This window comes from Pseudomonas arsenicoxydans, from assembly GCF_006438915.1.
Taxonomy (GTDB): Bacteria; Pseudomonadota; Gammaproteobacteria; order Pseudomonadales; family Pseudomonadaceae; genus Aquipseudomonas; species Aquipseudomonas arsenicoxydans_A.
Window position 1 is genome coordinate 1 of the sequence record NZ_RCZE01000027.1, and the last position, 23,118, is coordinate 23,118.

A 23,118-nucleotide genomic window follows, 5' to 3' on the forward strand; every position below is an offset into this window, starting at 1 on the left:
AAAAAAACATGTCAGGACGCCGAAGCCATGGGCAAGTCCAGAGGCGGACTGAGCACCAAGATTCATGCGGCCGTCGATGCACTGGGGAACCCGGTACGCCTGCTGCTGACGCCCGGACAAAGCTCTGAATACGGCCAAGCCGAAGCGCTGATCGAAGGTTTTACGCCCGAAGCGGTATTGGCAGACAAAGGTTACGACTCAGACGCCTTTGTGGAGTTGATACAGCGCAATGGGGCTGAAGCCGTCATTCCCTCAAGAGGGAATCGTCTGAAGCCTCGAAAGCTGGATCGACATATTTCCAAGGCACGTAATCTGGTGGAGCGTTATTTCCAGAAACTGAAGCAGTACCGCCGTATCGCAACCAGATATGAGCGACTGGCAAGAAACTACCAGTCGATGCTGAGCCTTGCATCAGTCGTCATATGGCTGGCCTGATTGAGAACACCCCCTAGGAGAAATTTCTACTTCTGACGAGCACTGATTTCAGGGGGGGGGTTACCCCTGTTTTTCGACCGACTCATGTTTTTTAACCTCAAGTAGCGAGGGCATGAAATCGGTGCTTACTTCAGATCTTCCCTGAGGATAAACCATGGACGAATAAATACCCCCCGAAACCAACTGATAAACATGAGCAAACCCATAAACTTCAATATCTCAGGTATTTACCTTATATTAACCGTAGCACTCGTATGTTAATTTTAACCACGTAGTTTTAATGTGAGAAAACTCAGATGAGTCATCTGGATGATTGCAACAGTGACTCCTATTTCCAAAATTTTACAGACTAGTTACTTGACTTGCTGGAGATCGGAAATTGGAAACTATGATCGATGCTATTTTGTCTGCTCTGGATAATCCACAGCAAAGCGCAATGCGAAAGATTACTGTTATAGAAGAGAGCGGCGAAGAAAAAAGTATTTCCTATGGGGCGTTGGCGCAGCAAGCGCTGGCGGTTTCTTCGGCGCTGCTCGAACTGGGGGTTGCACGTAACGATCTGGTTATTCTGGCTCTGCCGGCATCCATCGATCAATTGCTGCTACTGACAGGATGCGTTTTGATTGGCGCCCTGCCCTGCACAGTAGCGCTGCCCGGAAGACTGATGGCAGACTCGCCGCGCAACCAGATTTATGTTGCATGTCAGTTGTTTGCGCCGCGCCTGCTGATCGCCTCCGCAAGCAATACACCAGGACTGCAGAGTTTGCTTACTCACATGCCAGTACGTGTGATCTCGACCGCAGAGGTGAGCGTCGCTGCCAGCGCAGGTTTTCCGATCCGCGTGGAACGATGCGACGCGGACAGCGGCCATCATGTGCAACTGACCTCGGGCTCGACCGGCCGGCCCAAGGCCGCCATCCTGAGTCATCGCAATGTCATCGCCAATGTGTGCGGAATCGGCGGTGTCGTTGGCTACAGTGCCGAGCGTGGCGATGCCTCTGCTTCCTGGCTGCCGCTGCATCACGACATGGGCCTGGTGACGTTACTGTCGAACATGTATTGCAAGGCGCCCCTGCTATTGATGCAACCGGCCAGTTTTATTCGCAATCCGCTTGGCTGGCTCAAGCGCATGTCCAGCTTTGGCGCAACCACCACTGCGGCACCGACGTTCGCCCTGCAATATTGCATCCGCCGTTACCGCGAAGCGTCGATGAAAGATGTCGACCTCAGCAAGTTGCGCAATATCTTTGTCGGCGCTGAAAGGGTGGATGAAGTCTGCCTGAGAGATTTTGCGCAGACGTTCGCGCCACACGGTCTTTCACGCTCTGCACTGCAACCCTGTTACGGCATGGCGGAGTCGACGCTGGCGGTGACCATGCATGACACGACCTTTGATTATGACGCCCAGGCGCTCTGCTACGTTATTCCTGACCGTATCGACTCGGGCTCACTGATCGACCATTGGCAGGCACGCCGCGCCGATGATGACAGCCAGAGGGTGGAAACCGTGCTGTCGATGGGCCGTCCGATTGCCGGTATGCAGGTCGCTGTGAGGGCCCCGGACGGTTCCGACGCCAAGGACCGCGAAGTTGGCGAAATTTTCATACGCGGCTCTTCGATCATGTCCGGCTATCTGCCCGCCGAAGGCCAGACCGAGCATTACCAGAGCGGCGACTGGTTTGCCACCGGTGATATCGGCTATCAGGTGGATGAACACTTGTTTGTCCTCGGCCGCAAGAAAGAACTCATCATCATCCGTGGCAGTAATTTTTCTCCGCACAAAATCGAAGACGTCGCTGCATCACACCCTTTACTGGCCAGCGGTGGCAACGCAATAGCCGCCTTCGGCGTCTACGACGAAACCCAGGGCACCGAAAACCTGGTGATTCTGATCGAGCTCGAAACGAAACAGGCTCAGACCGATCTGCGTACCCAACTTCAAGTCAAGTTGCGCGACAAATTCGGATTTGGTGCCCATGCCATCACCTTCGTGCCATCCGGAAGTTTGCCCCGTACCACCAGTGGCAAACTTAAACGCCTGGAGTGCCGGAAAACCTATCTCCAAACAGCGCTAGATGACAAAGATAAAACTGATACAGCACAGCTTATTACCGAAAGTAAAACCGAACTAGTGACAGCGCAAGTCTGACGCCTTGCAACTTTAAAATACTGGATCACTCACTATGCAAATATTGACGCAAGGCAGTGATACGAGTCCGCCACACCATTCATTGTTGCAACTTTGTGCACAACCGGTTCTGCACCGTTTATCGACATATGGCGAACTTCCTCAGCAGTTGATCCATATTATTTCGCGCGCCACGGTGCGACTGATGGATTCAGACATGTTGATATCGCAGACGATGCAGAACAATGAGCACGCCGAACAATTGAACCGGCCCTCGGTGGCCCTGACGCAGCCGACCCATGAATTGGAACATATTCTGGACCGCATCCAGCAGGATGGTTTCGCGTTGCACTACCGGTCATTCATGCAGAACTTCGCCCATTTGTTTTCGCTGTTCCTGACGCCGGATCAATATGACCGGGCACGCGCCAGCATTGATGGCGGCAGCGCCCTGCGTTTCCTGATGAGTGATGCGGGCGGTCCTACGCTCAATAGCTGGCGCACTATCGCCCATCCGGAAGGCGATGGCTTCAAGCTGCATATCGACAAGGTATGGGGCATGTATGCCCACCTTGACGGCATGGCCATCGTGGCCGCCCGCACGCCTGGCTCGTTTTTTCCGTCGGCGTTCCTGGTGTGGCCCGAGCAGTACAAGACACTCAAGCGCACCCTCTGCGGCTCGCCCTTCCTTGGCGATGTCGTGCAGTTGGCGAACGTCAAGGGCACGGTTCAGGTTTCCCAGGATGATCGCCTGAAAGTTGGCGGCCCTGCGGTGCTCAACAAATACTTGACGACCGTACGGCCTTTCCTGGTGCGCGCACTGATGGCCCATGTTGACTGGCTGGCGAGTCAGGGGCGCATCGAACTGACCCAGGAAGAACGCGCGTCACGCGACTTCATCGCCGCCGCCGCCCGCGCCAAGACGCAATCCGAGCGCTATGAGAGCGAAGACGCGCAGCGAGTGCTGGCACTCAAATTCGCCTCCAATGAACTGCTTCTGCATCTGGTCAGCTGTTCGGCCGTGGCGAGTTTTCTCGACCAGCGTGACCTGCTCGCGCTCACCAAAATGGAAGGCAGCTCTTACCGCTGTTATCACGAATTGCGCGCAAGCATGCGCGTGGCCAAGCCTGTGTCCGAATCACTCTAACCCCCTCTCACTCAAGGAGAAGTACCTGTGACCACTACGACTGAAACCCTCAACACTCTGGAACTCCTGAAGAAGGAAGCCGCCAAGATCCTCAACATCGAAACCGTCGATACCCATGTCGGCCTGGGCGAACTCGGCATCGATTCGCTCAACGTGGTTGAACTGATCGTGTACTGCGAACAGCTCTACGGATCCATTGACCCTGAGCAACTCAATATCACGCAGTACACCACCTTGGAGCAAATCGACACGCAGTTGCACCAGCAACAAGACGCTTGATCCCCAGCCACCCTCACACCAGAGGCTCACCATGTCGATCTCGCAGCCCCTTGCATCACCGCCCTCGCTTTGCGCCGTACCGGCTTTCAGGGTTCATACGGTAGCTTACCGGCGCACAGAAACACCTTTTGTGTCGCGCCAGGTGACCTTGGTGGATGCAGCGTTGGCGTTGGGGCAACGGGTAGGCGATGAGGCCTGCCTTTACGCAAGCGACGCAGGCCCTATCGACGATTACGTGGTGAGTTCCACCGTGCTGTCACAGTTTTTGGCTGACGGTTCGCCACATGCGCGCTATTTCCAGGATGCGATAGCCACCCGTTACGGTCGCCTTCCCGACTGGGTTACCAACGTCTATGAATGCACTGGATGGGGTTTCATCCTGCGGTATATGCAGAGGAAGGCGCAGTTCAACGGTCGTCGCAGGTTGTTACTGCAGATTGTCGATGCTGACATCCACAACTTTACTTACTGGTTAGGCAACAATCGCTGGGGTAAATCCGGTTTTGGCATATGCACGTTAATCATTGACGTGATTCCAGATGCCACAAACATGCTGGTCATCGGCACTTCAAGCCAGGCTAATGCGCTGCTGCAATTGGGGCGAAACCTGCGCAGCTTCACCGAAAGCCGACGTGGTTTAGGCATCGCGGTACCTTTCTTTCCAGAGATGTCGCGCCGCGCCCTGTTCAAGTGCTTCGACACTTCTTCCGTGCATGCCGACCATTACCCGCGATTCGGTCATTCCTTCGGCTGCGACCCTTGGCTTTCGCTGCTGGGCCAGCTCGGCGCGGGTTACACACAAACCGGTAGCGACTGCGTTGTCTCTTCGCTGGCGATGAACGGCTATTTTTCGATTGCTCAGATAACGCTCGCGCCCGACCTGCACTATGCATTAGAAGGTGAAACATGAAGCGCACGCAAACCTGTTCCCTGCTGCTACAGCGCAATCCAGACCATAACCTGGCTATCCCTTGTTCGGCTCGCAACCTGCCGCTGCTCGAAACCCAAGACTATGCACGCAGAAGTGTGTATGCCCACGACAATCCCATACCTGTGCTGGTCAACAACCAGCAGTACTACGCCCTGCTGTCTACGCTGGCCCGGCACATATGGGATAGCTGCGGTGAACAAACACTTCTCCTGGCGCAAGTACGAATGCCCTCTATCGACCTTGCGTTGTCAGCAAACCTACTAGATCCACGCGTGACGATGGGCGCCCATTTATGGAATGAAGCCTTGTTTTGGGCACACCAGATACAGACGCCTGTGGCCTGGATCAGCGCCGAACGTATTCGGCGCGACCTGTGGGACGGTGGCGATAACCTCCTGCAAATCGCCGCCTGGAATACGGCAGAAACGCCAGCCATCACCGACTGGTTCTTACCCGACCTGGACTACTTCGCGGCGCAGGTGCACCCATCACCTGTTCATGAGTAGTTCACAACATCTCAATCGAAATGCACGGAAGTACAGGGGAGACCATGCAAACAGAGCACGCACAAATACAGATATTGGATGATAGCCAGCCGATCAAGTGGAGTTTCTCGGTCGAGGCTTACATGTCGCAGACCTACGATTTCAGCGATGACAACTTGAATGCGCTGTATCAGAAAACCAAGGCCGGCCAGTGGGATGTCAATACCGACATCGACTGGAGTTACGAGCTCAATCCAGACAATCCACTGGGCATGCCGGACGGCACGCTGCTGATCTACGGCACCGATATCTGGAACAAAATGGATGAAAAAAACCGTGCCGAAATTCGCCATCATTCACAAGGCTGGACCCTGTCGCAGGTACTGCACGGTGAACAGGCAGCGCTGATTTGCGCGGCGAAACTGGCTGTGGCAGAAGAAAGCCTTTCGGCCCGCCTCTGCGCCGCCGGACAAATCATCGATGAAGCCCGGCATATCGAAGCATTCGGCCGCCTGGTAAACAACAAGCTGCCGATCAGCTACCCCATGAGTAAGGCGCTCAAAGGCCTGCTGGAAGACACCATTACCAGCAACAAACTCGACATGACTAACCTCGGTATGCAAGTGCTCGTCGAGGGCATTGCGTTGTCACTGTTTCAAAGCATGGTCGCCTACACCAAGGACCCCTTTATCAAAGACCTGATGACCCGCATCCAGCGCGATGAAGCGCGCCACTTTGCCATTGGCCGCATCACGCTGGGTCGGGTGTACAAGGAAATGACCGCAACTGAACGCAAGGAGCGCGAAGAGTTTGTGATTCAAGGCGCTTACACCTTGTATGAACACCTGTGCGCCGACGATATCTGGGAACCGATGGGCTTATCCAAAAAAGAGTGCAGCCACTTGGTCAGAAACTCGGAAGTCGCAAACTCCATGCGCCGTTCCATCTTCCGGCGGCTGGTGCCATCCATCCGCGAAATGGGTTTGCTGACGCCCCGTGTGAGCGATGCCTTTGAGAAGCTCAAAGTGCTGGACTACGCCGCCATGCCACTGCCGGTCTGACAGGAATACAGCCATGCCCCCCCCAACGACAGCTGCAAAAACCCGCCCCCTCCCCTACTCGATCGGTATTGACGCCGCCGCTTACGAATTACCCGGCGAACGCCAGGATATCCATGACTGGGGTCTGCAACACAGGTTGCCAGCCGAACGCATTGAGATGATCCGCAAAGCGGGTTGCCGTTATTTCCATGTGGCCCCTGACATCGACGAGGTCGAGCTGGCAAAGCGCGCCGTCGCTCGCCTGCAAGATGAGCAAGGCTTCAAGGGCAGTGACATCGGCGCGTTGATCCATGTGCATACCGGGCTGTTCAGCGTACCGCCGGCGCCACGCAGTCTGCCGATGGAAGTGGCTACAGCCTTCGGCATAAAGCCGATCTGGGCCGGTTCCATCGCACAGCTCAATTGCTCGTCGATCAGCGTCGCCATTCAGATGGCCAAGGCCTTGATGAATGTGCATACCCAATTGCACTCAGTGCTGATCGTCACGTCCGACCGGGTGTTTATCGAACGTTACCGCGTGCTGCAGGCGAGCATATTGAGTGATGGAGCGGCGTGCCTGCTGGTCACACGTAACAGCCGGCGTAACCGGGTCGGTGCAACGGTCGTGCGCAACTATGGCAGCTGGTATCTGGGCTCCGTGACCAACAACAGGGGGAAAAAGGAAATGTTCAATCTGGAGTGGCACTACACCCGTAAAGTCATGCAGGCAGCGGTGGCAGACTGTGGCATGACGCTCTGCGATTTTTCCTGCATTTTGCCCCACAACTCCGACCACTCGGGCTGGAACACCTTCTGTAATGCGATGGCGATTCCATCCACGACGCTGTATTCCGACAACATCCTGCACAAAGGACATTCCTTCGGCTCGGACCTGGCGATCAACCTCGCAGATATCGGCTTGAGCAAGGTCGATGGCGGGGCGCACCTGATGAACATAACGGAATCGGACAACGGTTCTTTTTCGGCATTGACACTTCATCCGGTGAATTGAAATGACAATGACCGACGCCTCCCCGCCTGTTCGGTGCGACGAATCAGCGACCGACCGATGGCTGCTGGATCTGAAAACGCCCTGCTATGTACTGGACCCTACTGTGGCACTGGCGCGTTTCGCTGATTTGCGCGCGCGTTTGGGTACACCTTTGATTGTGTCGCTCAAGGCCAATCCAAATCTGGATCTGTTGATCCGTTGCGGCCACGCATTCACCGACGGTGTTGAGCTGGCCAGCCTGGGCGAACTCGATATTGTGGCAGGTCGCATCAACGCGCCAAAATACGTGAACAATCCGTCAATGGATGAAGCGTTCATGCGTGCAGCCCTGGCCTCGCGCTGCACATTCATTATCGACAGCCTGGAGCAGGCACAGCGACTCATTCAGGTGATCGGCAAACACCCCGCGCCGCATACGGTATTACGCTTGAATGCGGGCCTGCTGGTCGCCTCGGGCAAACACCCGACGGACCATTTCGGCATGAGTCAACACGACGCCCTGCTGACGGCCGGTGTATTGTCGCGGGCTAACGTGCCGGTCATCGGCCTGCATACGTTTGCGGGCTCCAACAGTTTTCACATTGATGACAAGGGTGCCGCCGACCTTGCCCATGCGCTCGCTGCCTTTGCGCCGCAAATAGCTCGCCTCACCGGTAAGCCGGTTGAGTTTCTTAACGTCGGTGGCGGTTTCGCCGACCACTACCATAGCCAGCCCGACACGTTTGACGCTTATCGCCAGCGTATCGCACCGTTGCAAAAATCATTCAAGGTCGTCCACGAGTCCGGGCGCGGAATCTTTGCGGGCGCAGGCACCTTCGTCACCCGCGTGCGCTCAGTAAAGCCATTGGGTGAGCGCTACGTTGCCGTCTGCGACGGCGGCCTGAGCCACAACTTCCTGTTGGCTAAAACTGAATCCATGTTGAAGAAATACGCTGAGCCGCGCTTGCTGCGGCGTCAACCGGCGCCGGTTGACGCCTCGCAATTGCCGATCCAGTTCGTGGGCAGCACCTGCAGTCGCGCCGACGTGATCGGCTGGAGCCATGGCTTGTCGGCCCCACCGAGCGTGGGCGACCTGGTGATCTTCGACAACTGCGGCGCCTACAACCAGACGTACAGCGTCAGCGGTTTTCTCTCGCTCAGTCCGGCGCACACCTATATCCACCAGTCCTAGGACGTCACCATGACCGCCCACATCAGTTTGTACGACCTTTTGCAAGACAGCGCCCAACACCATGGCGACCGCCGTGCGTTTGCCCAAGGCGCAAAGATGGCGACTTATTCCCAGCTGCTGCAGGACGTGCGCCTGACGGCCGAGAGGCTTGCGGACAGCGGTGTGCAGGCGGGTGAACGCGTCGCGGTGTATGCCGGCAAGCAATACGAAACCGTGGTCATGCTCCTGGCGATCAATGCCCATGGGGCGATCCTGGTGCCCATCAATCCCCAGCTCAAGGAGCAACAGGTACGCCATATCCTGTTGGACAGTGGCACCCGCTTGCTCCTCAGTACGGGCCCACGCCTCAGACGTATCGAGGCCGCGCTGAAGGACATCCACCTCGCTACCTGGCAACTGGAAAAAATGCAGTTCGCTGACCTGAACACGCCGGCCAACACGGCGCTTGTGAACGCAGTCACAGACAGCGATCCTGCCGCAATCCTGTACACCTCCGGCTCAACGGGACAACCCAAAGGCGTGGTGCTGTCGCAACGCAACCTGGTTTCTGGCGCCTACAGCGTCGCTCACTATCTGCGCTTGCGGGCCGATGACGTCATCCTAGGCATATTGCCGCTGAGCTTCGATGCCGGGCTCAGTCAGCTGACCACCGCGCTGGCAAGCGGCGCTTGCTACGCCCCGCTGGATTTCCTGCAAGCGGCTGAAGTCCCGACGTTCTGCGAAGCCCATGGCGTCACCGCGATTACCGGCGTGCCGCCACTGTGGATGCAACTGGCGTCAGTGCAGTGGCCGGTGCCTACCGGCGAACGCATTCGGTGCTTTACCAATACCGGCGGGCACATGCCGACGCCTTTGCTGGAAAAACTCAGAAGTGCATTTCCTGACGCGCTGCCCTACCTGATGTATGGCTTGACCGAGGCTTTCCGCTCGACCTACCTGCCACCGGACGCTGTCGTCACGCGCCCCGAATCCATCGGCAAGGCGGTGCCTAACGCCGATATCCGCGTGATGCGCCAGGACGGCAGCGAATGTGCCGTTGGCGAGCACGGCGAATTGGTGCACCGCGGCGCGTTCGTCACGCTCGGGTACTGGAATGACCCGGAACTGACCGCGCAACGCTATCGTCCTTGGGCACGTCCAGGCCAACAGATTTCGCGCGACGAAACGGAGGTCTGGTCGGGCGATATCGTCTACCGCGACAGGGACGATTATCTGTATTTCGTGGCGCGCAGCGACGACATGATCAAGACCTCCGGCTATCGCGTCAGCCCCACCGAAGTCGAAGAAATCCTGTTTGCCGCGGACGAAGTCACTGAAGCCGCTGCGTTTGGCGTGCCGCATCCGCAACAGGGCGAAGCCATCATCATCAGCGTATTTAGCCAACCGCAGAAACAGGCCAGCGCTGAAGCACTGATCAAGCTGTGCAGGGAAAAACTTCCGACCTACATGGTGCCGCTGCACGTGTCCTTCCATGACTCGCCCTTGCCGCGCAATCCGAACGGCAAGATCGACCGAAAGCAGTTGAAGCAGCAGTTTTCCGAGTTTTTCTCAACTCCACTTACCGTCACGGAATAACCTCATGCTTCGAATCTGCGGTATCGCATCCCACGTTCCCGACGCTACCCCGTTCCGGGCGGTACAAGCCCAGGAAAAAAACATCGGCTATGGCCATCTGCTGTACAAGACGGCTGTGTTTTCCATGCCGCGCGGCAGGGGCAGGCTCGACGCCGAAGAAGCGCTTCGGCTGCTGCCCACGGCGAGCGTCGCACTGCCGGTCGCGCCGCCCTTGCAAAGCGGTGCCGACCTGGCGCTGGAGGCGGTCGCGTTATTGCGTGAACAAATCCCGGCAGAAATCCTGGCAACGGTGACCCACATTGTGGTGACCAATACCGCCCTCAACCAACGCATTAATGAATCGGTCGCAGGCCGTATCCAGCATGCACTGGGTTTACCCGACGCGCTGCCATTCGCCATCGGCCAATCGGGAACGGCCGGCGTGTTCAACGCACTGACCATGATCGAAGCGGTGGTCAGCCTCGGCGGCACGGTGCTGTTAGTGGCGTCTGATAAATGGCTTTACCCGTTCTTTCGCGCCTGGGGTGATCTGGTTGTTTACGGTGACGGCGCCGCCGCCGTCTTGCTTGATAGCGATGATCAGACTACGTCTGGCTGGGGGTCGATACGCGCCTGCGCGATGCACTATGGCGCGGCCATCGACAATCCGTGGGCACTCGAACCCGCCGCCCTGGCGGAACGGCTCCATCCGATGGCGGTGAGCGCAGCGCAAACAGCGCTCGAGCGTTCCGGCCTGAATGCCAGCGATATCGATTGGGTGTTGCCCGCGGGGTTCAGCGATGGCTTCACCCTCGGCGTCAGTCGCGAACTAGGCATTGCGCAGGAGCGACATTTCGAGTTGGGTGCCCGTTGCCATCAGTCGAGCGCCGCCCCCTTGCTGTCGCTGCTGCGCCTGCGTGCCACCCTGCCTCCCGGTACAACGGCCACTTCCTTGCTGTGGGATGTGGCTTTGTGTGGCACCGCTGGCGCCATTGTGGCCGAGATAACGGCTGCCGCCTGAACCAGAATGCAAACCCCCTATTAGTCAGGACAACCTATGTCTGCTTATAAAGTCAACTTGCGTGAGCTTCGTTTTTTCCTGTGGGAGCTGCATAAAACCGACCAGCAGTTTCTCGCGCGGGCGCCGTTCAACGACAGGAATCGCGCGTACTACGATGCCTTGCTGGAGCGCGCCAGAACGTTCGCTTATGAATTGGGCAAGGCCTATCAAGCCTCCGACCGCCAGGAATGCTGCTTGCTGGAAAACGGCAACGTCGAAATCCCCAAGGAGTTTCACGGACTCTGGCAACGCTACAAGGATGAGTGGATTCAAGTTCTGGGCAACGACAGCGAATCGCAGCAACCGTCCATGCCGCCGCTGATCCGGCAAACCATCCAGGAGATGTTCATGGGGGCCAATCCGGCGTTCATGACCTACGGCGGCTTCAATTTGCCGGCCATCAAGCTGCTCAAGCTGCACGGTAGCGCAGCACAAAAGGCCACTTATCTGCGCAAGCTTCAGCGCCACGACTGGGACGCGTGTTTCTGCGCCACCGAGAAGCAGGCCGGCAGCGACCTGACAGCTGTCACCACCCTCGCATCGCCACTTGAAAACGGCGAATACTCCGTGAGCGGCGAAAAGGTTTATATCTCGGCCGGCATGCATACCCTGACGGAAAACACCGTGTACTTCGTGTTGGGCCGCATCAACACCACGACCTCGACCTCCTATTCCCTCTCCTGCCTGCTGGTGCCACGTTTCTGGCCCAATCCAGAAACCGGAGCGCTGGAAGACAACCATGTCGAGTGCACTTCGTTGCTGCGCAAAATGGGCTTGAAAGGCTGCGCCAATACCCAGCTGGTGTTTGGCCGCAACGGCACCACCCGCGCCGTACTGCTGGGTGATCGCAAGAATGCCGGATTGCTGCAACTGGTGCCCTTGATGAATCAGGCGCGTATGAGCACAGCGATTATCGGCCTGGGCCTGGCGTCCAGTGCCTATCTGCATTCAGTCGAATTCGCCGGCAAACGTCTCCAGGGGCGAGCGATCACTCGTACTTCCGATGCCAGCGCACCACAGGTGGCCATCATCGAGCACGGCGACGTGCAGCGCATGCTCCTGGAAATGAAGGCTCGGGTCGAGGGCTGCCGCGGGCTGCTCGGCAAGTTGACCGGCGCATCAACCCAGGCGTTTGTCCTGGAAGCCGAGTCGGTACTGGACGAAGCCCGGGTCGAGAAATACCGCAAGCTGGTGCTGCTGTTCACTCCGGTATGCAAGGCTTTCGTCTCAGACCAGGCGTGGAAAATCTGCGAGCTGGCGATACAAGTGCATGGCGGTGTCGGCTACACCGATGCTTACCCGGTTGAGCAAAATGCGCGCGACGTAAAAATCCTATCGATCTGGGAAGGCACCAACTACATCCAATCCCAGGACCTGGTACGCGACAAGCTGGGGTTTGGCAGAAACTCACGCCTGATCAAATATTTTCGCGAAGAGCTGGATACCTTCTTGCGCAACAAAACAAAGGTCAGTGCAGAACTGCAGGAGCAATTCCCGCTGCTGGAAAATGCCATGGCCGCCGTCGAGCGGGCTCTCTCGCAGATCGGTGAGTACGTGCGCGCAGGTCGCACCCACGAAACCAGTCAGTTTTTTACCCGTTTCCTGGAAATGATCGGCCTCACCGCCAGCGCCTGGGTCCTGCTTGAATCAGCCTGCCTGGCAGAGCGTCAGCTGCAGCAGCCACTGGCTGGCGAAGAAGCCGCTTTTTACCGTGGCAAGGTCAAGATCGCGCACTATTTCTTCGCCAATATCCTGCCGACGGTAACGCAACACGCACACACCATAGAAAACATGCTCGCCGCACACTGCAGCATTACGCTGGATGAACTGGTGCAGGCAGACGCTCAGATACAACCCTCAACATTGTTTGGCGGACCGCGCACCCTGTATCGCGGCACCAATATCGATGGCGCCACGCTTGAGCCGAATGAAGGCCTGTGGGTCAGGGGTCGCAATCTCAATGAGCTGATCGGCATCGTCGATTTCGCCACTGCGTTATGGCTGGCGTGGTTTGGCAACATGCCGTCCACTACCGAGAGCCAGGCGGTTGACGCCGTGCTGGTGCAGATTGCCGGCCACCTGTCGCAGATGCCCGAGTATCGGCGCGGCATCGAAGCGGTTGCCGACGGCGGCGCCGGCATGGTGCAGGCAGCGGCCTGCGGCTTTCTCGGTGACATGGCCGCGCTGGAAAATCTCGCCCTCACCGAAGCGAACGCGCGCGGTTTGCCCACACATGCGGATTTTATCCAGGGCCTGGTCAGCGTTGCGGCTGCGCCGCACTTCCTGCAAGCGGCACTCGGTTACGCAGCCCCAGCCGCAGCGTCCGCCCAACACGCCGAGTCTGTGTTGACGGCAATGGGCGCGATCCACAGCGACTCACTGTCAGTGCGTGTGGTTGACGCACTGCTGGTGGCCTGGCACGCCGGGTTCGGCTACATCACGCCGACGGTGCTGGTACCTCGTACGGCAATCGGCACCGGCGTCACCCTTGCCCAGGCGGTGGCGGCTGGTTTTATGGCAAGCGGGCCCAAACATGTCGGCGCAGCCGAAGAAGCGATGACCTGGCTCAAGACCATCAGTGCGCAGGACAGCCATGCGGACATACGGCGAGCGGTGGACCACGCGCTGGATCAGCCGGGCAACCTCTTGTTCGGTTTCGGCCACCCGCTGTTTGTGCAGGACCCACGGCCGCCGCATATCCGTGCCCTGTTTGCCAAATGGGGGGTCGGCATGCGCCACATGGAGATCTACGACGTCGTCTGTGCCCACGTCCTGGCGCGTAAAGGCCTGCGTCCAAATATCGATTTCATCACCGCCGCAGCCCTGCTCGATCTGGGCGTCACGCAAGCGCGCTGGAGTGTCGGCCTCGGGCTGTGCGGCCGGGTGGCTGCGATGGTCGCCCATGCCATCGAGCGTCGCGATCGTCCCGCTTTCGGAGTCAGCAGCAAAGCCGCGCGCAAGTTGTTGGCGACCGTTCCAGCTGGCTGGTTGTAGGACAGCCGTTGACACTCCGATGCGAAACCACGTGCTTAATACGGAAGCTTGAAAATGTTATTGAAAAACCTACGACCTGCCGACGAATACGATCACTTTGCCACGCAAGCCTTCGAACCCTGGGATGTGTTGTTCGTCACCCGCATCCGCCAGATTGCCCGCGACCTGCCGCCCGGCGTGCTGGTGGATATCGGCACCGCCACCGTCGTGGTGCCGGTGCGCCTGGCGGCCGAGCCGGTATTGAAGGACTGGCGTTTCATTGGCCTCGATCTGGACGAAACCATGCTCGACGGTGGTCAACCCCGCATCGAGGCGTTGGGCCTGAGCGATGTCATCGAACTCAAGGTGGGCGACGCCATGGACCTGCCATTTGCCGATAACAGTCTGACAATGGCTGTCAGCCGCGCCACCTTGCATCATTTGCCGGACAAGGTGAAAAGACTGACCGAGCTGTATCGCGTACTGCAGCCGGGCGGGGTCGGCCTGGTGCACGACATGCGCCGCGATGTCGCCCCCGACTTGCTGGAAAAATTCACGCAAATGCGCGCTTCGGTGGGTTATCCACCGACCCATGTTGAAGAAAAGGTCACTTTGGAGGAGGCGCGCGCCCTGGTCGTCGAGGCGGGCCTGGACCATTGCACGGTCGTGAGCAGCCCCCGCTCCGGCATGGGCGCACTGGGTTTCGAAATCCTCATCAAAAAGCCCTTACTGGCTTGAGACGCACCTCGCCGGAGAAAACGCTATGGATCTGGTAAAGCACTTTCAGAAACTGCTGGGCAGCTCGCGGGTGCACTGTGGCTTCCTGTCGCCCAAACGCCTGCCGCTGGTGATTACGTCAATCGACAGCACGCTAAGCGATAACTGCGAGGCTTTTGCGAAGTGGTATCGCGACAACCAGGCGCTCTTTGATCGCATGCTGCTGGAATTCGGCTGCCTGCTGTTCCGTGATTTTGCATTGCGCGACAGTCTGGATTTCCAGGCTATTGCGCACTGTTATCCCGAGCATGCGTTCGGTTATATCGGCGGCGCCACGCCGCGCAAGAACATCACGGGCAAAGTCTACGAATCGACACGCATCCCGAAGACCCTGAAAATCGGCCTGCACCAGGAAAAGGCCTACATGGCGCACTTCCCGCAGAAGCTGGCATTCTTTTGCAGGCAGCCCTCCACTGAAGGCGGCGAGACCATACTGTGCGACATGCGGGCAGTCACCCGCCGCCTGCCACCGCAATTGATCGAACACTTTCGCGCTGCACGCATCCTGTACTTACGTAATTTCCGTGCACCCAGCACGCCCGAGAACGAACCGCGCAATGCCAATATGCGCGAATACCACCGCCCCTGGGATGAAGCGTTCCTCACCGATGATCCGCAGCGCGTGGAGCAGCTCTGCCGCGATACACAACTTGATTACTGCTGGCTCGAAGATGGCAGCGTGACGGTGTCGCATACCGGTGACGCGATGTTGAAACATCCGTTGACGGGCGAATCGATCTGGTTCAATCAACTGTCGACCCAACATAACAATGCCCGCTCCCTAGGTGAGCCTGGTTACGCCTACATCCAGCGCGCCTATCGGGACAAACCGGCCCGCCCTTACGATGTACGACGGGCCGACGGTACGCCGATCCTGGAGCAGGAAATCGTGCCGGTGTACGATGCGCTGGATGCGGAGGAAGTCGCCTTTCCCTGGCATCGCGGTGACATGCTGTTGATCGACAACATCGCCGTCGCCCATGGCCGCAATCCGTTCAAAGGCGAGCGCGATGTTCAAGTCGGGTTGTTCGATTGAACATGAATAGCCAAATCCTGCTGACTGACGAAACACACGCGTCGACCGAAAGCGCCGTACAGCCTGAGAAGTTGCTGGCACGCACACCCAACGACGGACCCTGTGCGGCGTCGGCCAAACTGATCCGGGTCGCCGTCGGCAGTTTCCGCTTTGAGGTCCGCGATCTGCATCTCCAACGCGGTCGGCATACCGCCATCATCGGCCCGAACGGCGCCGGCAAGACCACCCTGATCGAAACGTTGCTGGGGCTCCGTCAGGTGCACCTGGAAGAGGCGCAGATTCTCGGGATTCCGGTGGCGCATTTTCTGCAAAGCACCCAGCACCGCAAGCGGCTGGGGGTGCAATTGCAGCGGGTCGAATATGAAGACTCGTCAAATGTCCGGGAGATCCTCGATTTACATCAGGCCCTGTACGGCAAGCAAGATCCGCAGGTGGCGCAGGCACTGGATATCGATGCGCTGCGCAAACTGCCCTATCGGGCACTGTCACGCGGCCAGAAGCAGCGGCTCGATCTGTTCGTGGCGCTGGCACACCATCCGGAGATTGCGGTGCTTGACGAACCATTTACCGGTCTTGACCGTGCGTATATCGACCGCGTCGCGCACCTGCTGCGCCATGACTGGCTGACCTGACCATTATCATGATTTGTCACTCGGTGGAAGATCTGGATACCGCAAGCGATGTGGTGTGGGTGTGCAACGGCGGCATTGAGTATTGCGGCGATAAAGAAGCACTGAAGAACCATCTGGTCGGCGCCTTTCATGCCTCTCTACGGCTGGATGATATTCAGCGTCTGAACGTCATCCGTCGCCAGTTGGAAAGTAATAGCGCCACGCTGCGGCTGGCGATGCCATCGGACACTGAAATCAGCGTCTATGGCACGCAGCAACTGGACCAGTCCATACGCACCCTGATCGCTAATGTCGCGTTCCAGCACTTTGAGTTCGGCCCCACCGATTACCGCGACATGTTGCACATCTGCGCCAGAGGAGAACAGGATGTTTAGCATCTTCGCGATATTGACGCGCAACGAGCAGCTGGGTTTCCTGCGCAGCAAGTCGTCGCTGTTCTGGGCGATGGGCTTTCCCATCCTGTTACTGACCGTGATGCTGATGGCTTTCGGTCAGCGTGGGTCACTGGGTACGGTGAAGGTCGAGTTTCTGGATGCCGGCGTTCAGGAAAGCGCGGACACCAGTTGCAAGGCAGCGATCCAGCAGGCATTTGCTGGCGCAGATCCGGTAAAGGCCGAGTTTTCAACGGTAAGCAGCCCTGCCACCGTCGCGGCAAACACGGTGCGCATCGTATTCGCGGCAGGCAACGGTCCGTTGCAGGTGCAATATGATTTCAACGGCCAGCTGGCGGTACGCGCCGCAGCGCGCGTGATCGAGATCGCCGCGGTCAGGTGTTCGGCGGCCAAGCGCGGCATTGTGTCGACAGACCTGGTGCATTTCGAAAATGCGGCGTCCGGCGCCAAGCCCTTCGACTACGGCCAGTTTTTTACCACCGGCATTCTGGTCATCGTGTTGATGTCACTCGGCATCATGTCCACCGCCCTGTCGATCGCCAGCCTGCGTGAACACAATGCACTCAAGATCTACGCCTGCTTTCCAGTGCCAAAGCTGGTTTTTCTGGCGTCCGTGCTGTTGTCGCGGGTGGTGATGATGCTGGTTTCCGTGGGGACCTTGCTGCCTGTGGCGCGTTATGGGTTCGGCATCGACATCTCGCTGTGGAGTATGCAGACCTTGAGTGCGGTGCCGGTCATCCTGCTGGGCGGCGCCATGTTGCTGTGCGTCGGCATCCTGCTGGCCAGTCGTACCTCCTCGGTGAAGGAAACCGAATTGCTGTGCCACCTGATCCATTACCCGGCCCTGTTCTTCGGCAACCTGACCATCCCGTTGAACGATGCACCGGCCTAGATCAAGAACATGCTCTCGGTGGTTCCGATCAACCAGTTTGTCTCGGTACTGCGTCAGGTGATGCTGGACGGTGCGTCCCTGCCTTCGCTGTGGCTGCCTTTGCTGACCATGGCAGGCTGGACCGCGTTGTTTCTTACCGCCGCCACTTTAATGTTCCGCTGGCACAAGCGTTAAGCCGGGGACTCACTAATTTCATTGCGTCACTACTTCAAGGAAACAAGCATGTCAGTCAGCAAGTTAACGCGTGCCTATTTGTCGAATGCCAGTGCATTCATTCCGGCGATCGTATTCCTGATGTGGGGGCGTTTCGGACCGGGTAACGCAGGCGTGCGCTGGGATACTGCGTATGTGGTCAGCGGCATTCTCAGCATTGGGCACATGTTCTGGCTGTTCAAAAGCCGGCCCGGCCATTGGATCGCGTTGGGCGTCGACCTGTATTTGCTGATCGGCGCGCTGTTGGCTGCGGTATCTGCCGCTGCGTTGCAAGTCTTGGGTCAGGAACTCGGCGCTGCGCCCGCGTTGGCGTGCGTATTGGTGATTGGCGTGGGGGCCACCTGGTTTTCTCCACTCGGTTTCGTCGGCGAAGCCAGCAACGATCAGGCGTTGGTCCGACGGCTCTCCGTGATGCTGCTGATTGCCGTTGCAGTCGCAGTCGCGGTGTCGCTGGTTTTGCGCCATAACACGTTGCTGGGCGGCGTGTTGCCGATCATCGCACTGGTGCTGGTACGCAGTCAGTTGCAGAAACGCGTGGCTGTGGCGCAATGAGCGACATGGAAAATATCCAAGCGTTTCTGGCCGAAGTGGCCGAACAGCTGGGGCTGGCGTCGCTGCTAACCGGGGATGCCTGTGCGCCCTATGAAACCGACGTGATGCAATGCCGCGGCCGCGCTGCGGCGGTCGTGATTCCGCGAGATACCCAGGCGGTCAGCGCGCTGATGCGATCAGCTGTGCGCCATCGCATACGCCTGGTCGCCCAAGGCAACCGCAGCGGGATGGTGGGCGGCGCCGTACCTGACAACTCCGGCAAGCAGGTGATCGTTTCCCTTTCGCGCATGCGCCGTGTGCGCGAGATTGATCCGCTAAACCGCACCATCATCGTCGAATCGGGCGCGCTCTTGTCAGAACTGAATCGCACGCTGGAAACCCATTCTCTGTACTTTCCTATCGATATCGGCAGCGATCCGGCGATAGGCGGATTGATTGGCGCCAATGCCGGCGGCAGCCGCTTGCTCAAGCATGGCGACGTGCGGCATAACCTGCTCGGCATCGAAGTGGTGCTAGCCGATGGCGACGGCACGGTGGTACAGCTGCTCGCGCCGTTGCGCAAGAACAATACCGGGCTGGACCTCAAGCAAATGTTTGTCGGCACCGGCGGCGCGTTCGGCATCATTACCGCGGCGACGCTTGAGCTCAAGCGCATCGACCAGTCGACGCAAAGCATGTTTGTGGCCTTGCCTGACCACGGAACAGCGCTTGAGGTGTTGCAGGCCTTCGAACAGCATTTTGGCGATCTGCTCTGCGCTTTCGAAGTGATCTCCGAGGCGGCGCTGGCCATTACCCTGCGCAATTTCCCCACGCTGCACCACCCGTTCGGGCAATCATCGGCACGCTGTTATGCGTTGATCGAGATTGCCAGCAGCATGCCTGGCTTGCACGCGCTATTTGCAGAGCGAACCGAACAGGTGTTGGAGCAGCTGTATGAACGCGCGCGGATTGTCGACGCCGTCCTGGGACATTCCAGCAGCTTTTGGCCGCTGCGCGACAATCTGCCGCTGGCCATCGCCAGTGAAGGCATTCCACTCTCGTTCGACGTGGCGTTTTCGCGCTCGCGCTTGGTGGCTTTCCGCGAGCAGGCTGCACAGTGGCTGCAGCACGAACATCCGCTGCTGCAACTTTACGATTTCGGCCATTTTGCCGACGGCGGCTGTCATTTGATTGTGCTGGTGCCCCACGCCCATATCGCCCAATACGGCATCGCCCGGGTAGTCGCTGTGCGTAGCGGCATCTATCGGCTGGTGTCCGAAAACGGCGGCTGCTTCAGTGCAGAGCATGGCGTCGGGCCGGTGAATGCAGTCTATTACAGCAAGTACACGACGCCCAAGGTGCAGGAAATCAGCAGGGCCGTGCAGCAGTTGATGGATACGCAGGCCGTTTTGGGCCGCTACCGCTATACATAGAACGAAAAAATGCAGGTCTGACGATGGCACAGCAAGATAGAGGAAATCCGATGATTACCGGCGACATGCTCATCGGCCAGTCGGCCGTGCGGGGCCACAAAGGATTGCTGTCGGCAATCAATCCTGCCACCCATGAAAAGATAGGTCCCGACTTCGGCGCCGGCGGTATCGCTGAAATAGAGCAAGCCTGCCTGCTTGCCCAGCAGGCCTGCGACAGCTACCGCGAAACCACGGCGGAGCAACGTGCTCAATTTCTGGAGGCGATCGCCACCGGCATCCTCGCGTTGGGGGCGACGCTGATCGAGCGCGCAGCCCGGGAGTCGGGATTGCCGGCAGCGCGCCTGATCATCGAGCGGAGCCGCACCGTGAGCCAGTTGCGGCTATTTGCGAAGGTCGTGCGCGACGGTCACTATCTGGGCGCCACCCTCGACTCTGCCTTGCCGGCGCGTATCCCTTCGCGCGCCGACCTGAGGTTGCGCAAGATCGCGCTCGGCCCGGTTGCTGTATTTGGCGCCAGCAATTGTCACCTGGCTTTTTCAGTAGCCGGCGGTGACAGCGCTGCAGCCTTCGCCGCCGGCTGCCCGATAGTGGTCAAGGCCCATGAGGCTCATCTGGGTACGTCTGAACTGGTAGGCAGGGTGATCCAGCGGGCGGTAGCTGCCCACCAGTTGCCGGAGGGCGTTTTTTCCCTGCTGATAGGCGACGGCAATCTGTTCGGCCAGGCCCTGGTCAGCCATCCTGCGATCAAGGCAGTTGCCTTTACGGGGGCGCGGCAAGGCGGCCTGGCGCTGACAAGAACAGCGGCGCAGCGGCCCGAACCGATTCCGGCATACGCCGAAATGAGCTGCATAAATCCCATGTTCCTGTTGCCACATGCACTGTCGATTCGCTCCAGCGAAATCGGCCGTGCATTCGTTGATGCTCTGACGATGAGTGCTGGGCAATTGTGTACTAATCCGGGCTTGGTGATTGCTCTAAGAGGGTTATCCTTCTGGCACCAGTTGTAAGACTCCACACCCTGCGGGCTGCGCGACTTTATTTATACTTCATATGGACATATCACGTGAATGAAGCAATAGCTCACACCAGAGCGAACTTAATGATGACCATTCGACATTACCTTGCGCTGCTAATCGCTGGCCTCCTCATGAGCGGCTGCTCCCTCCTACCTGTTTCCGATACTATGGGCGAGCACCTGCCAATGATCGTGGCCCACCGAGGCGGGGCGGCGGATTTTCCGGAGAACACCCTGCTAGCTATCGACAATGCGTTGCGCAATAACGTCGACATGCTCTGGCTCACCGTACAACTGAGCAGTGACGACGTACCCGTGTTGTATCGGCCGACCGACCTGAGTGCCAATACCCAAGGTTCCGGAGCCGTGGCCGGGCAAACATGGGCCCAGCTGCAACAACTCAACGCCGGATGGCAGTTCACGCAAACAGCAGCGGACGGCCAAGTGACCTATCCCTATCGCACCCGGGTAGTATCGCTACCCTCATTGCAACAGGCGCTGGCGGTGATTCCAGCCACAACCCCCATCATTCTCGACATGAAAGCCTTGCCGGCCGCCCCTCAGGCCAACGCTGTCGCACGGGTACTGGAACAAAACCACGCCTGGAAACGGGTGCTGATCTACTCCACCGATGCCAGCTACCAGCAGGCTTTCACTCAGTATCCTCAGGCACGGCTGTTCGAATCCAGGGACGGTACTCGTGACCGTTTGGCAAACGTCGCCCTGGCACACAGCTGTAATCCGGCGCCGCAAGCCGGTAGCTGGGTGGCGTTCGAATATCAGCGCAAGGTTGAACTGGTGGAAACCTTCACCCTGGGTGAAGCGCGCTCACCGGTGAATGCCAAACTGTGGACACCCCAGGCCATCGACTGCTTTCAATCCAAGGGCACGTCGAGCATTTTGGCGATTGGGGTTAACAGCGACGATGACTACCGGGCCGCGGCTTGCCTAAAGATCGATGCGGTACTAGTTGACTCGCCGCGCACGATGCGGGATGTGAAGCAACGGCTCGAACGCCCGCTGCAATGTGATTCACATTCACATCGCGGTGACTAATTAGCTCTGCTTGGTATTGATACAAAAAAGACAGGCCGGGCGAAGTATCTCCTTCCGCAACTACGTTTGTCTAACTGCCATTTTGTGGGCTGAATGCTACCAGCGTGCCTTGGGAAAGTACGTATGAGCCAAAGCTTACGAGTTCAAAACACTGTTCAGCAACACGCGGGGGGTGTCACTTGCAAATAGCGTGAGCCCGTCGCGATGAAATGCGAGCCGATGCCGTCGAATGCAAGCTCATTTGTATTTAATGTGAGCTGGAAATGTCGCTGAAAGCGAGCCCGCGTGTTTTCAAACGCTAGCCGGTACAGTTACACCTTGTCTGCTCTACTTCTTCTGCGACTGAAGGCTCGTTCTGTCTCACGTTGAGCGCGCCGCTGCTTCTTGTCTTCTTGCGCCTGTGGAGCTGCCTGGTACTTCAGATAAAGAGCCTGGGAGCGACCTTCGTCCCCAATTGGCATCAGCGAACGCCTTCGCACGTAATCCGGGACGCACAAGTCCAGACTCAATTTCATCACTGGCAACTTCATAGAAGCGCTCGTCAGTCACATCTCTCTCCGAACGAATATTGACCCGGACTGGTGTTTAAAGATCTTGTTCAATCGCGAACGTAAAAACCACACCCTAGGGGGTGTTCTCAATCAGGCCAGCCATATGACGACTGATGCAAGGCTCAGCATCGACTGGTAGTTTCTTGCCAGTCGCTCATATCTGGTTGCGATACGGCGGTACTGCTTCAGTTTCTGGAAATAACGCTCCACCAGATTACGTGCCTTGTAAATATGTCGATCCAGCTTTCGAGGCTTCAGACGATTCCCTCTTGAGGGAATGACGGCTTCAGCCCCATTGCGCTGTATCAACTCCACAAAGGCGTCTGAGTCGTAACCTTTGTCTGCCAATACCGCTTCGGGCGTAAAACCTTCGAT

The 23,118-nt window shown here is 58.1% G+C and carries 23 protein-coding genes; 22 read left to right on the plus strand and 1 reads right to left on the minus strand.

Annotated elements, in window-relative coordinates:
* The 22 genes from EAH78_RS31605 to EAH78_RS31705 form a co-directional block, all read left to right on the plus strand.
* On the plus strand, positions 1–435 hold a 435-nt coding region (locus EAH78_RS31605; RefSeq protein WP_140672220.1), incomplete at its 5' end, for an IS5 family transposase.
* A 388-nt stretch (positions 436–823) separates the two neighbouring features.
* The gene (locus EAH78_RS31610) at positions 824–2,584 is read left to right on the plus strand and encodes an AMP-binding protein (RefSeq protein ID WP_140672257.1); all 1,761 of its coding nucleotides are present in this window, start codon (positions 824–826) and stop codon (positions 2,582–2,584) included.
* A 196-nt stretch (positions 2,585–2,780) separates the two neighbouring features.
* On the plus strand, positions 2,781–3,710 hold the full coding sequence (locus EAH78_RS31615) for a hypothetical protein (RefSeq protein ID WP_140672223.1): 930 nt from the start codon (positions 2,781–2,783) through the stop codon (positions 3,708–3,710).
* A gap of 27 nt (positions 3,711–3,737) precedes the next feature.
* A complete protein-coding gene (locus tag EAH78_RS31620) occupies positions 3,738–3,989 on the plus strand; it encodes an acyl carrier protein (protein ID WP_140672225.1) in 252 nt (83 codons plus the stop codon).
* 31 nt (positions 3,990–4,020) lie between these two features.
* Positions 4,021–4,899: a hypothetical protein gene (locus tag EAH78_RS32520; RefSeq protein WP_205017983.1), complete on the plus strand. Its 879-nt coding sequence runs from the start codon at positions 4,021–4,023 to the stop codon at positions 4,897–4,899.
* Positions 4,896–5,426: a hypothetical protein gene (locus EAH78_RS31630; protein WP_140672228.1), complete on the plus strand. Its 531-nt coding sequence runs from the start codon at positions 4,896–4,898 to the stop codon at positions 5,424–5,426. Before EAH78_RS32520 ends, EAH78_RS31630 begins: the two co-directional genes overlap by 4 nt.
* A gap of 44 nt (positions 5,427–5,470) precedes the next feature.
* The gene (locus EAH78_RS31635) at positions 5,471–6,466 is read left to right on the plus strand and encodes a ferritin-like domain-containing protein (protein ID WP_140672231.1); all 996 of its coding nucleotides are present in this window, start codon (positions 5,471–5,473) and stop codon (positions 6,464–6,466) included.
* 13 nt (positions 6,467–6,479) lie between these two features.
* Entirely contained in the window at positions 6,480–7,457 is a 978-nt protein-coding gene (locus EAH78_RS31640) for a 3-oxoacyl-ACP synthase (protein WP_140672233.1), read from the plus strand.
* Between the two features lie 7 nt (positions 7,458–7,464).
* Positions 7,465–8,628 carry a PLP-dependent decarboxylase gene (locus EAH78_RS31645; RefSeq protein ID WP_240051959.1) on the plus strand — a complete coding sequence of 388 codons (1,164 nt, stop codon included), beginning with the start codon at positions 7,465–7,467 and terminating at the stop codon, positions 8,626–8,628.
* Positions 8,629–8,637: 9 nt separating this feature from the next.
* Positions 8,638–10,203: an acyl-CoA ligase (AMP-forming), exosortase A system-associated gene (locus EAH78_RS31650; protein WP_140672238.1), complete on the plus strand. Its 1,566-nt coding sequence runs from the start codon at positions 8,638–8,640 to the stop codon at positions 10,201–10,203.
* Positions 10,204–10,207: 4 nt separating this feature from the next.
* Complete coding sequence (locus EAH78_RS31655) at positions 10,208–11,203, plus strand: hypothetical protein (RefSeq protein WP_140672240.1); 996 nt, start codon at positions 10,208–10,210, stop codon at positions 11,201–11,203.
* Positions 11,204–11,239: 36 nt separating this feature from the next.
* A complete protein-coding gene (locus EAH78_RS32525; RefSeq protein WP_205017984.1) occupies positions 11,240–14,236 on the plus strand; it encodes a citrate/2-methylcitrate synthase in 2,997 nt (998 codons plus the stop codon).
* A 54-nt stretch (positions 14,237–14,290) separates the two neighbouring features.
* Positions 14,291–14,953, plus strand: coding sequence for a class I SAM-dependent methyltransferase (locus tag EAH78_RS31665; RefSeq protein ID WP_140672243.1), 663 nt, complete (start codon positions 14,291–14,293; stop codon positions 14,951–14,953).
* A 25-nt stretch (positions 14,954–14,978) separates the two neighbouring features.
* A complete protein-coding gene (locus tag EAH78_RS31670; protein WP_140672245.1) occupies positions 14,979–16,028 on the plus strand; it encodes a TauD/TfdA family dioxygenase in 1,050 nt (349 codons plus the stop codon).
* A gap of 2 nt (positions 16,029–16,030) precedes the next feature.
* Positions 16,031–16,660 carry an ATP-binding cassette domain-containing protein gene (locus EAH78_RS31675; RefSeq protein ID WP_140672247.1) on the plus strand — a complete coding sequence of 210 codons (630 nt, stop codon included), beginning with the start codon at positions 16,031–16,033 and terminating at the stop codon, positions 16,658–16,660.
* 8 nt (positions 16,661–16,668) lie between these two features.
* Positions 16,669–17,034: a hypothetical protein gene (locus EAH78_RS31680; protein WP_140672249.1), complete on the plus strand. Its 366-nt coding sequence runs from the start codon at positions 16,669–16,671 to the stop codon at positions 17,032–17,034.
* Positions 17,027–17,944, plus strand: a complete 918-nt coding sequence (locus tag EAH78_RS31685) for an ABC transporter permease (protein WP_205017985.1) — start codon at positions 17,027–17,029, stop codon at positions 17,942–17,944. The genes EAH78_RS31680 and EAH78_RS31685 overlap by 8 nt, the downstream gene beginning before the upstream one ends.
* Positions 17,945–17,953: 9 nt before the next feature.
* Positions 17,954–18,118, plus strand: a complete 165-nt coding sequence (locus EAH78_RS32530) for a hypothetical protein (RefSeq protein ID WP_205017986.1) — start codon at positions 17,954–17,956, stop codon at positions 18,116–18,118.
* Between the two features lie 48 nt (positions 18,119–18,166).
* On the plus strand, positions 18,167–18,709 hold the full coding sequence (locus tag EAH78_RS31690; RefSeq protein WP_140672251.1) for a permease: 543 nt from the start codon (positions 18,167–18,169) through the stop codon (positions 18,707–18,709).
* A gap of 5 nt (positions 18,710–18,714) precedes the next feature.
* Positions 18,715–20,121: an FAD-binding oxidoreductase gene (locus tag EAH78_RS31695; protein WP_240051960.1), complete on the plus strand. Its 1,407-nt coding sequence runs from the start codon at positions 18,715–18,717 to the stop codon at positions 20,119–20,121.
* A gap of 50 nt (positions 20,122–20,171) precedes the next feature.
* Positions 20,172–21,128: an aldehyde dehydrogenase family protein gene (locus tag EAH78_RS31700; RefSeq protein ID WP_205017987.1), complete on the plus strand. Its 957-nt coding sequence runs from the start codon at positions 20,172–20,174 to the stop codon at positions 21,126–21,128.
* Positions 21,129–21,322: 194 nt separating this feature from the next.
* Complete coding sequence (locus EAH78_RS31705) at positions 21,323–22,192, plus strand: glycerophosphodiester phosphodiesterase family protein (RefSeq protein ID WP_240051961.1); 870 nt, start codon at positions 21,323–21,325, stop codon at positions 22,190–22,192.
* 641 nt (positions 22,193–22,833) lie between these two features.
* On the opposite strand, the gene EAH78_RS31710 is transcribed toward EAH78_RS31705, so the two are convergent.
* Positions 22,834–23,118 (minus strand): transposase (locus EAH78_RS31710; RefSeq protein ID WP_161599720.1); only part of this gene is annotated, 285 nt, incomplete at its 5' end.

Excerpts from the sequence above, each read along its gene's own strand:
- EAH78_RS31610 (WP_140672257.1), top strand. The coding sequence starts at position 824 with ATGATCGATGCTATTTTGTCTGCTCTGGATAATCCACAGCAAAGCGCA.
- EAH78_RS31615 (WP_140672223.1), top strand. The coding sequence starts at position 2,781 with ATGTTGATATCGCAGACGATGCAGAACAATGAGCACGCCGAACAATTG.
- EAH78_RS32520 (WP_205017983.1), top strand. The coding sequence starts at position 4,021 with ATGTCGATCTCGCAGCCCCTTGCATCACCGCCCTCGCTTTGCGCCGTA.
- EAH78_RS31630 (WP_140672228.1), top strand. The coding sequence starts at position 4,896 with ATGAAGCGCACGCAAACCTGTTCCCTGCTGCTACAGCGCAATCCAGAC.
- EAH78_RS31635 (WP_140672231.1), top strand. The coding sequence starts at position 5,471 with ATGCAAACAGAGCACGCACAAATACAGATATTGGATGATAGCCAGCCG.
- EAH78_RS31640 (WP_140672233.1), top strand. The coding sequence starts at position 6,480 with ATGCCCCCCCCAACGACAGCTGCAAAAACCCGCCCCCTCCCCTACTCG.
- EAH78_RS31645 (WP_240051959.1), top strand. The coding sequence starts at position 7,465 with ATGACCGACGCCTCCCCGCCTGTTCGGTGCGACGAATCAGCGACCGAC.
- EAH78_RS31650 (WP_140672238.1), top strand. The coding sequence starts at position 8,638 with ATGACCGCCCACATCAGTTTGTACGACCTTTTGCAAGACAGCGCCCAA.
- EAH78_RS31655 (WP_140672240.1), top strand. The coding sequence starts at position 10,208 with ATGCTTCGAATCTGCGGTATCGCATCCCACGTTCCCGACGCTACCCCG.
- EAH78_RS32525 (WP_205017984.1), top strand. The coding sequence starts at position 11,240 with ATGTCTGCTTATAAAGTCAACTTGCGTGAGCTTCGTTTTTTCCTGTGG.
- EAH78_RS31665 (WP_140672243.1), top strand. The coding sequence starts at position 14,291 with ATGTTATTGAAAAACCTACGACCTGCCGACGAATACGATCACTTTGCC.
- EAH78_RS31670 (WP_140672245.1), top strand. The coding sequence starts at position 14,979 with ATGGATCTGGTAAAGCACTTTCAGAAACTGCTGGGCAGCTCGCGGGTG.
- EAH78_RS31675 (WP_140672247.1), top strand. The coding sequence starts at position 16,031 with ATGAATAGCCAAATCCTGCTGACTGACGAAACACACGCGTCGACCGAA.
- EAH78_RS31680 (WP_140672249.1), top strand. The coding sequence starts at position 16,669 with ATGATTTGTCACTCGGTGGAAGATCTGGATACCGCAAGCGATGTGGTG.
- EAH78_RS31685 (WP_205017985.1), top strand. The coding sequence starts at position 17,027 with ATGTTTAGCATCTTCGCGATATTGACGCGCAACGAGCAGCTGGGTTTC.
- EAH78_RS32530 (WP_205017986.1), top strand. The coding sequence starts at position 17,954 with ATGCTCTCGGTGGTTCCGATCAACCAGTTTGTCTCGGTACTGCGTCAG.
- EAH78_RS31690 (WP_140672251.1), top strand. The coding sequence starts at position 18,167 with ATGTCAGTCAGCAAGTTAACGCGTGCCTATTTGTCGAATGCCAGTGCA.
- EAH78_RS31695 (WP_240051960.1), top strand. The coding sequence starts at position 18,715 with ATGGAAAATATCCAAGCGTTTCTGGCCGAAGTGGCCGAACAGCTGGGG.
- EAH78_RS31700 (WP_205017987.1), top strand. The coding sequence starts at position 20,172 with ATGATTACCGGCGACATGCTCATCGGCCAGTCGGCCGTGCGGGGCCAC.
- EAH78_RS31705 (WP_240051961.1), top strand. The coding sequence starts at position 21,323 with ATGATCGTGGCCCACCGAGGCGGGGCGGCGGATTTTCCGGAGAACACC.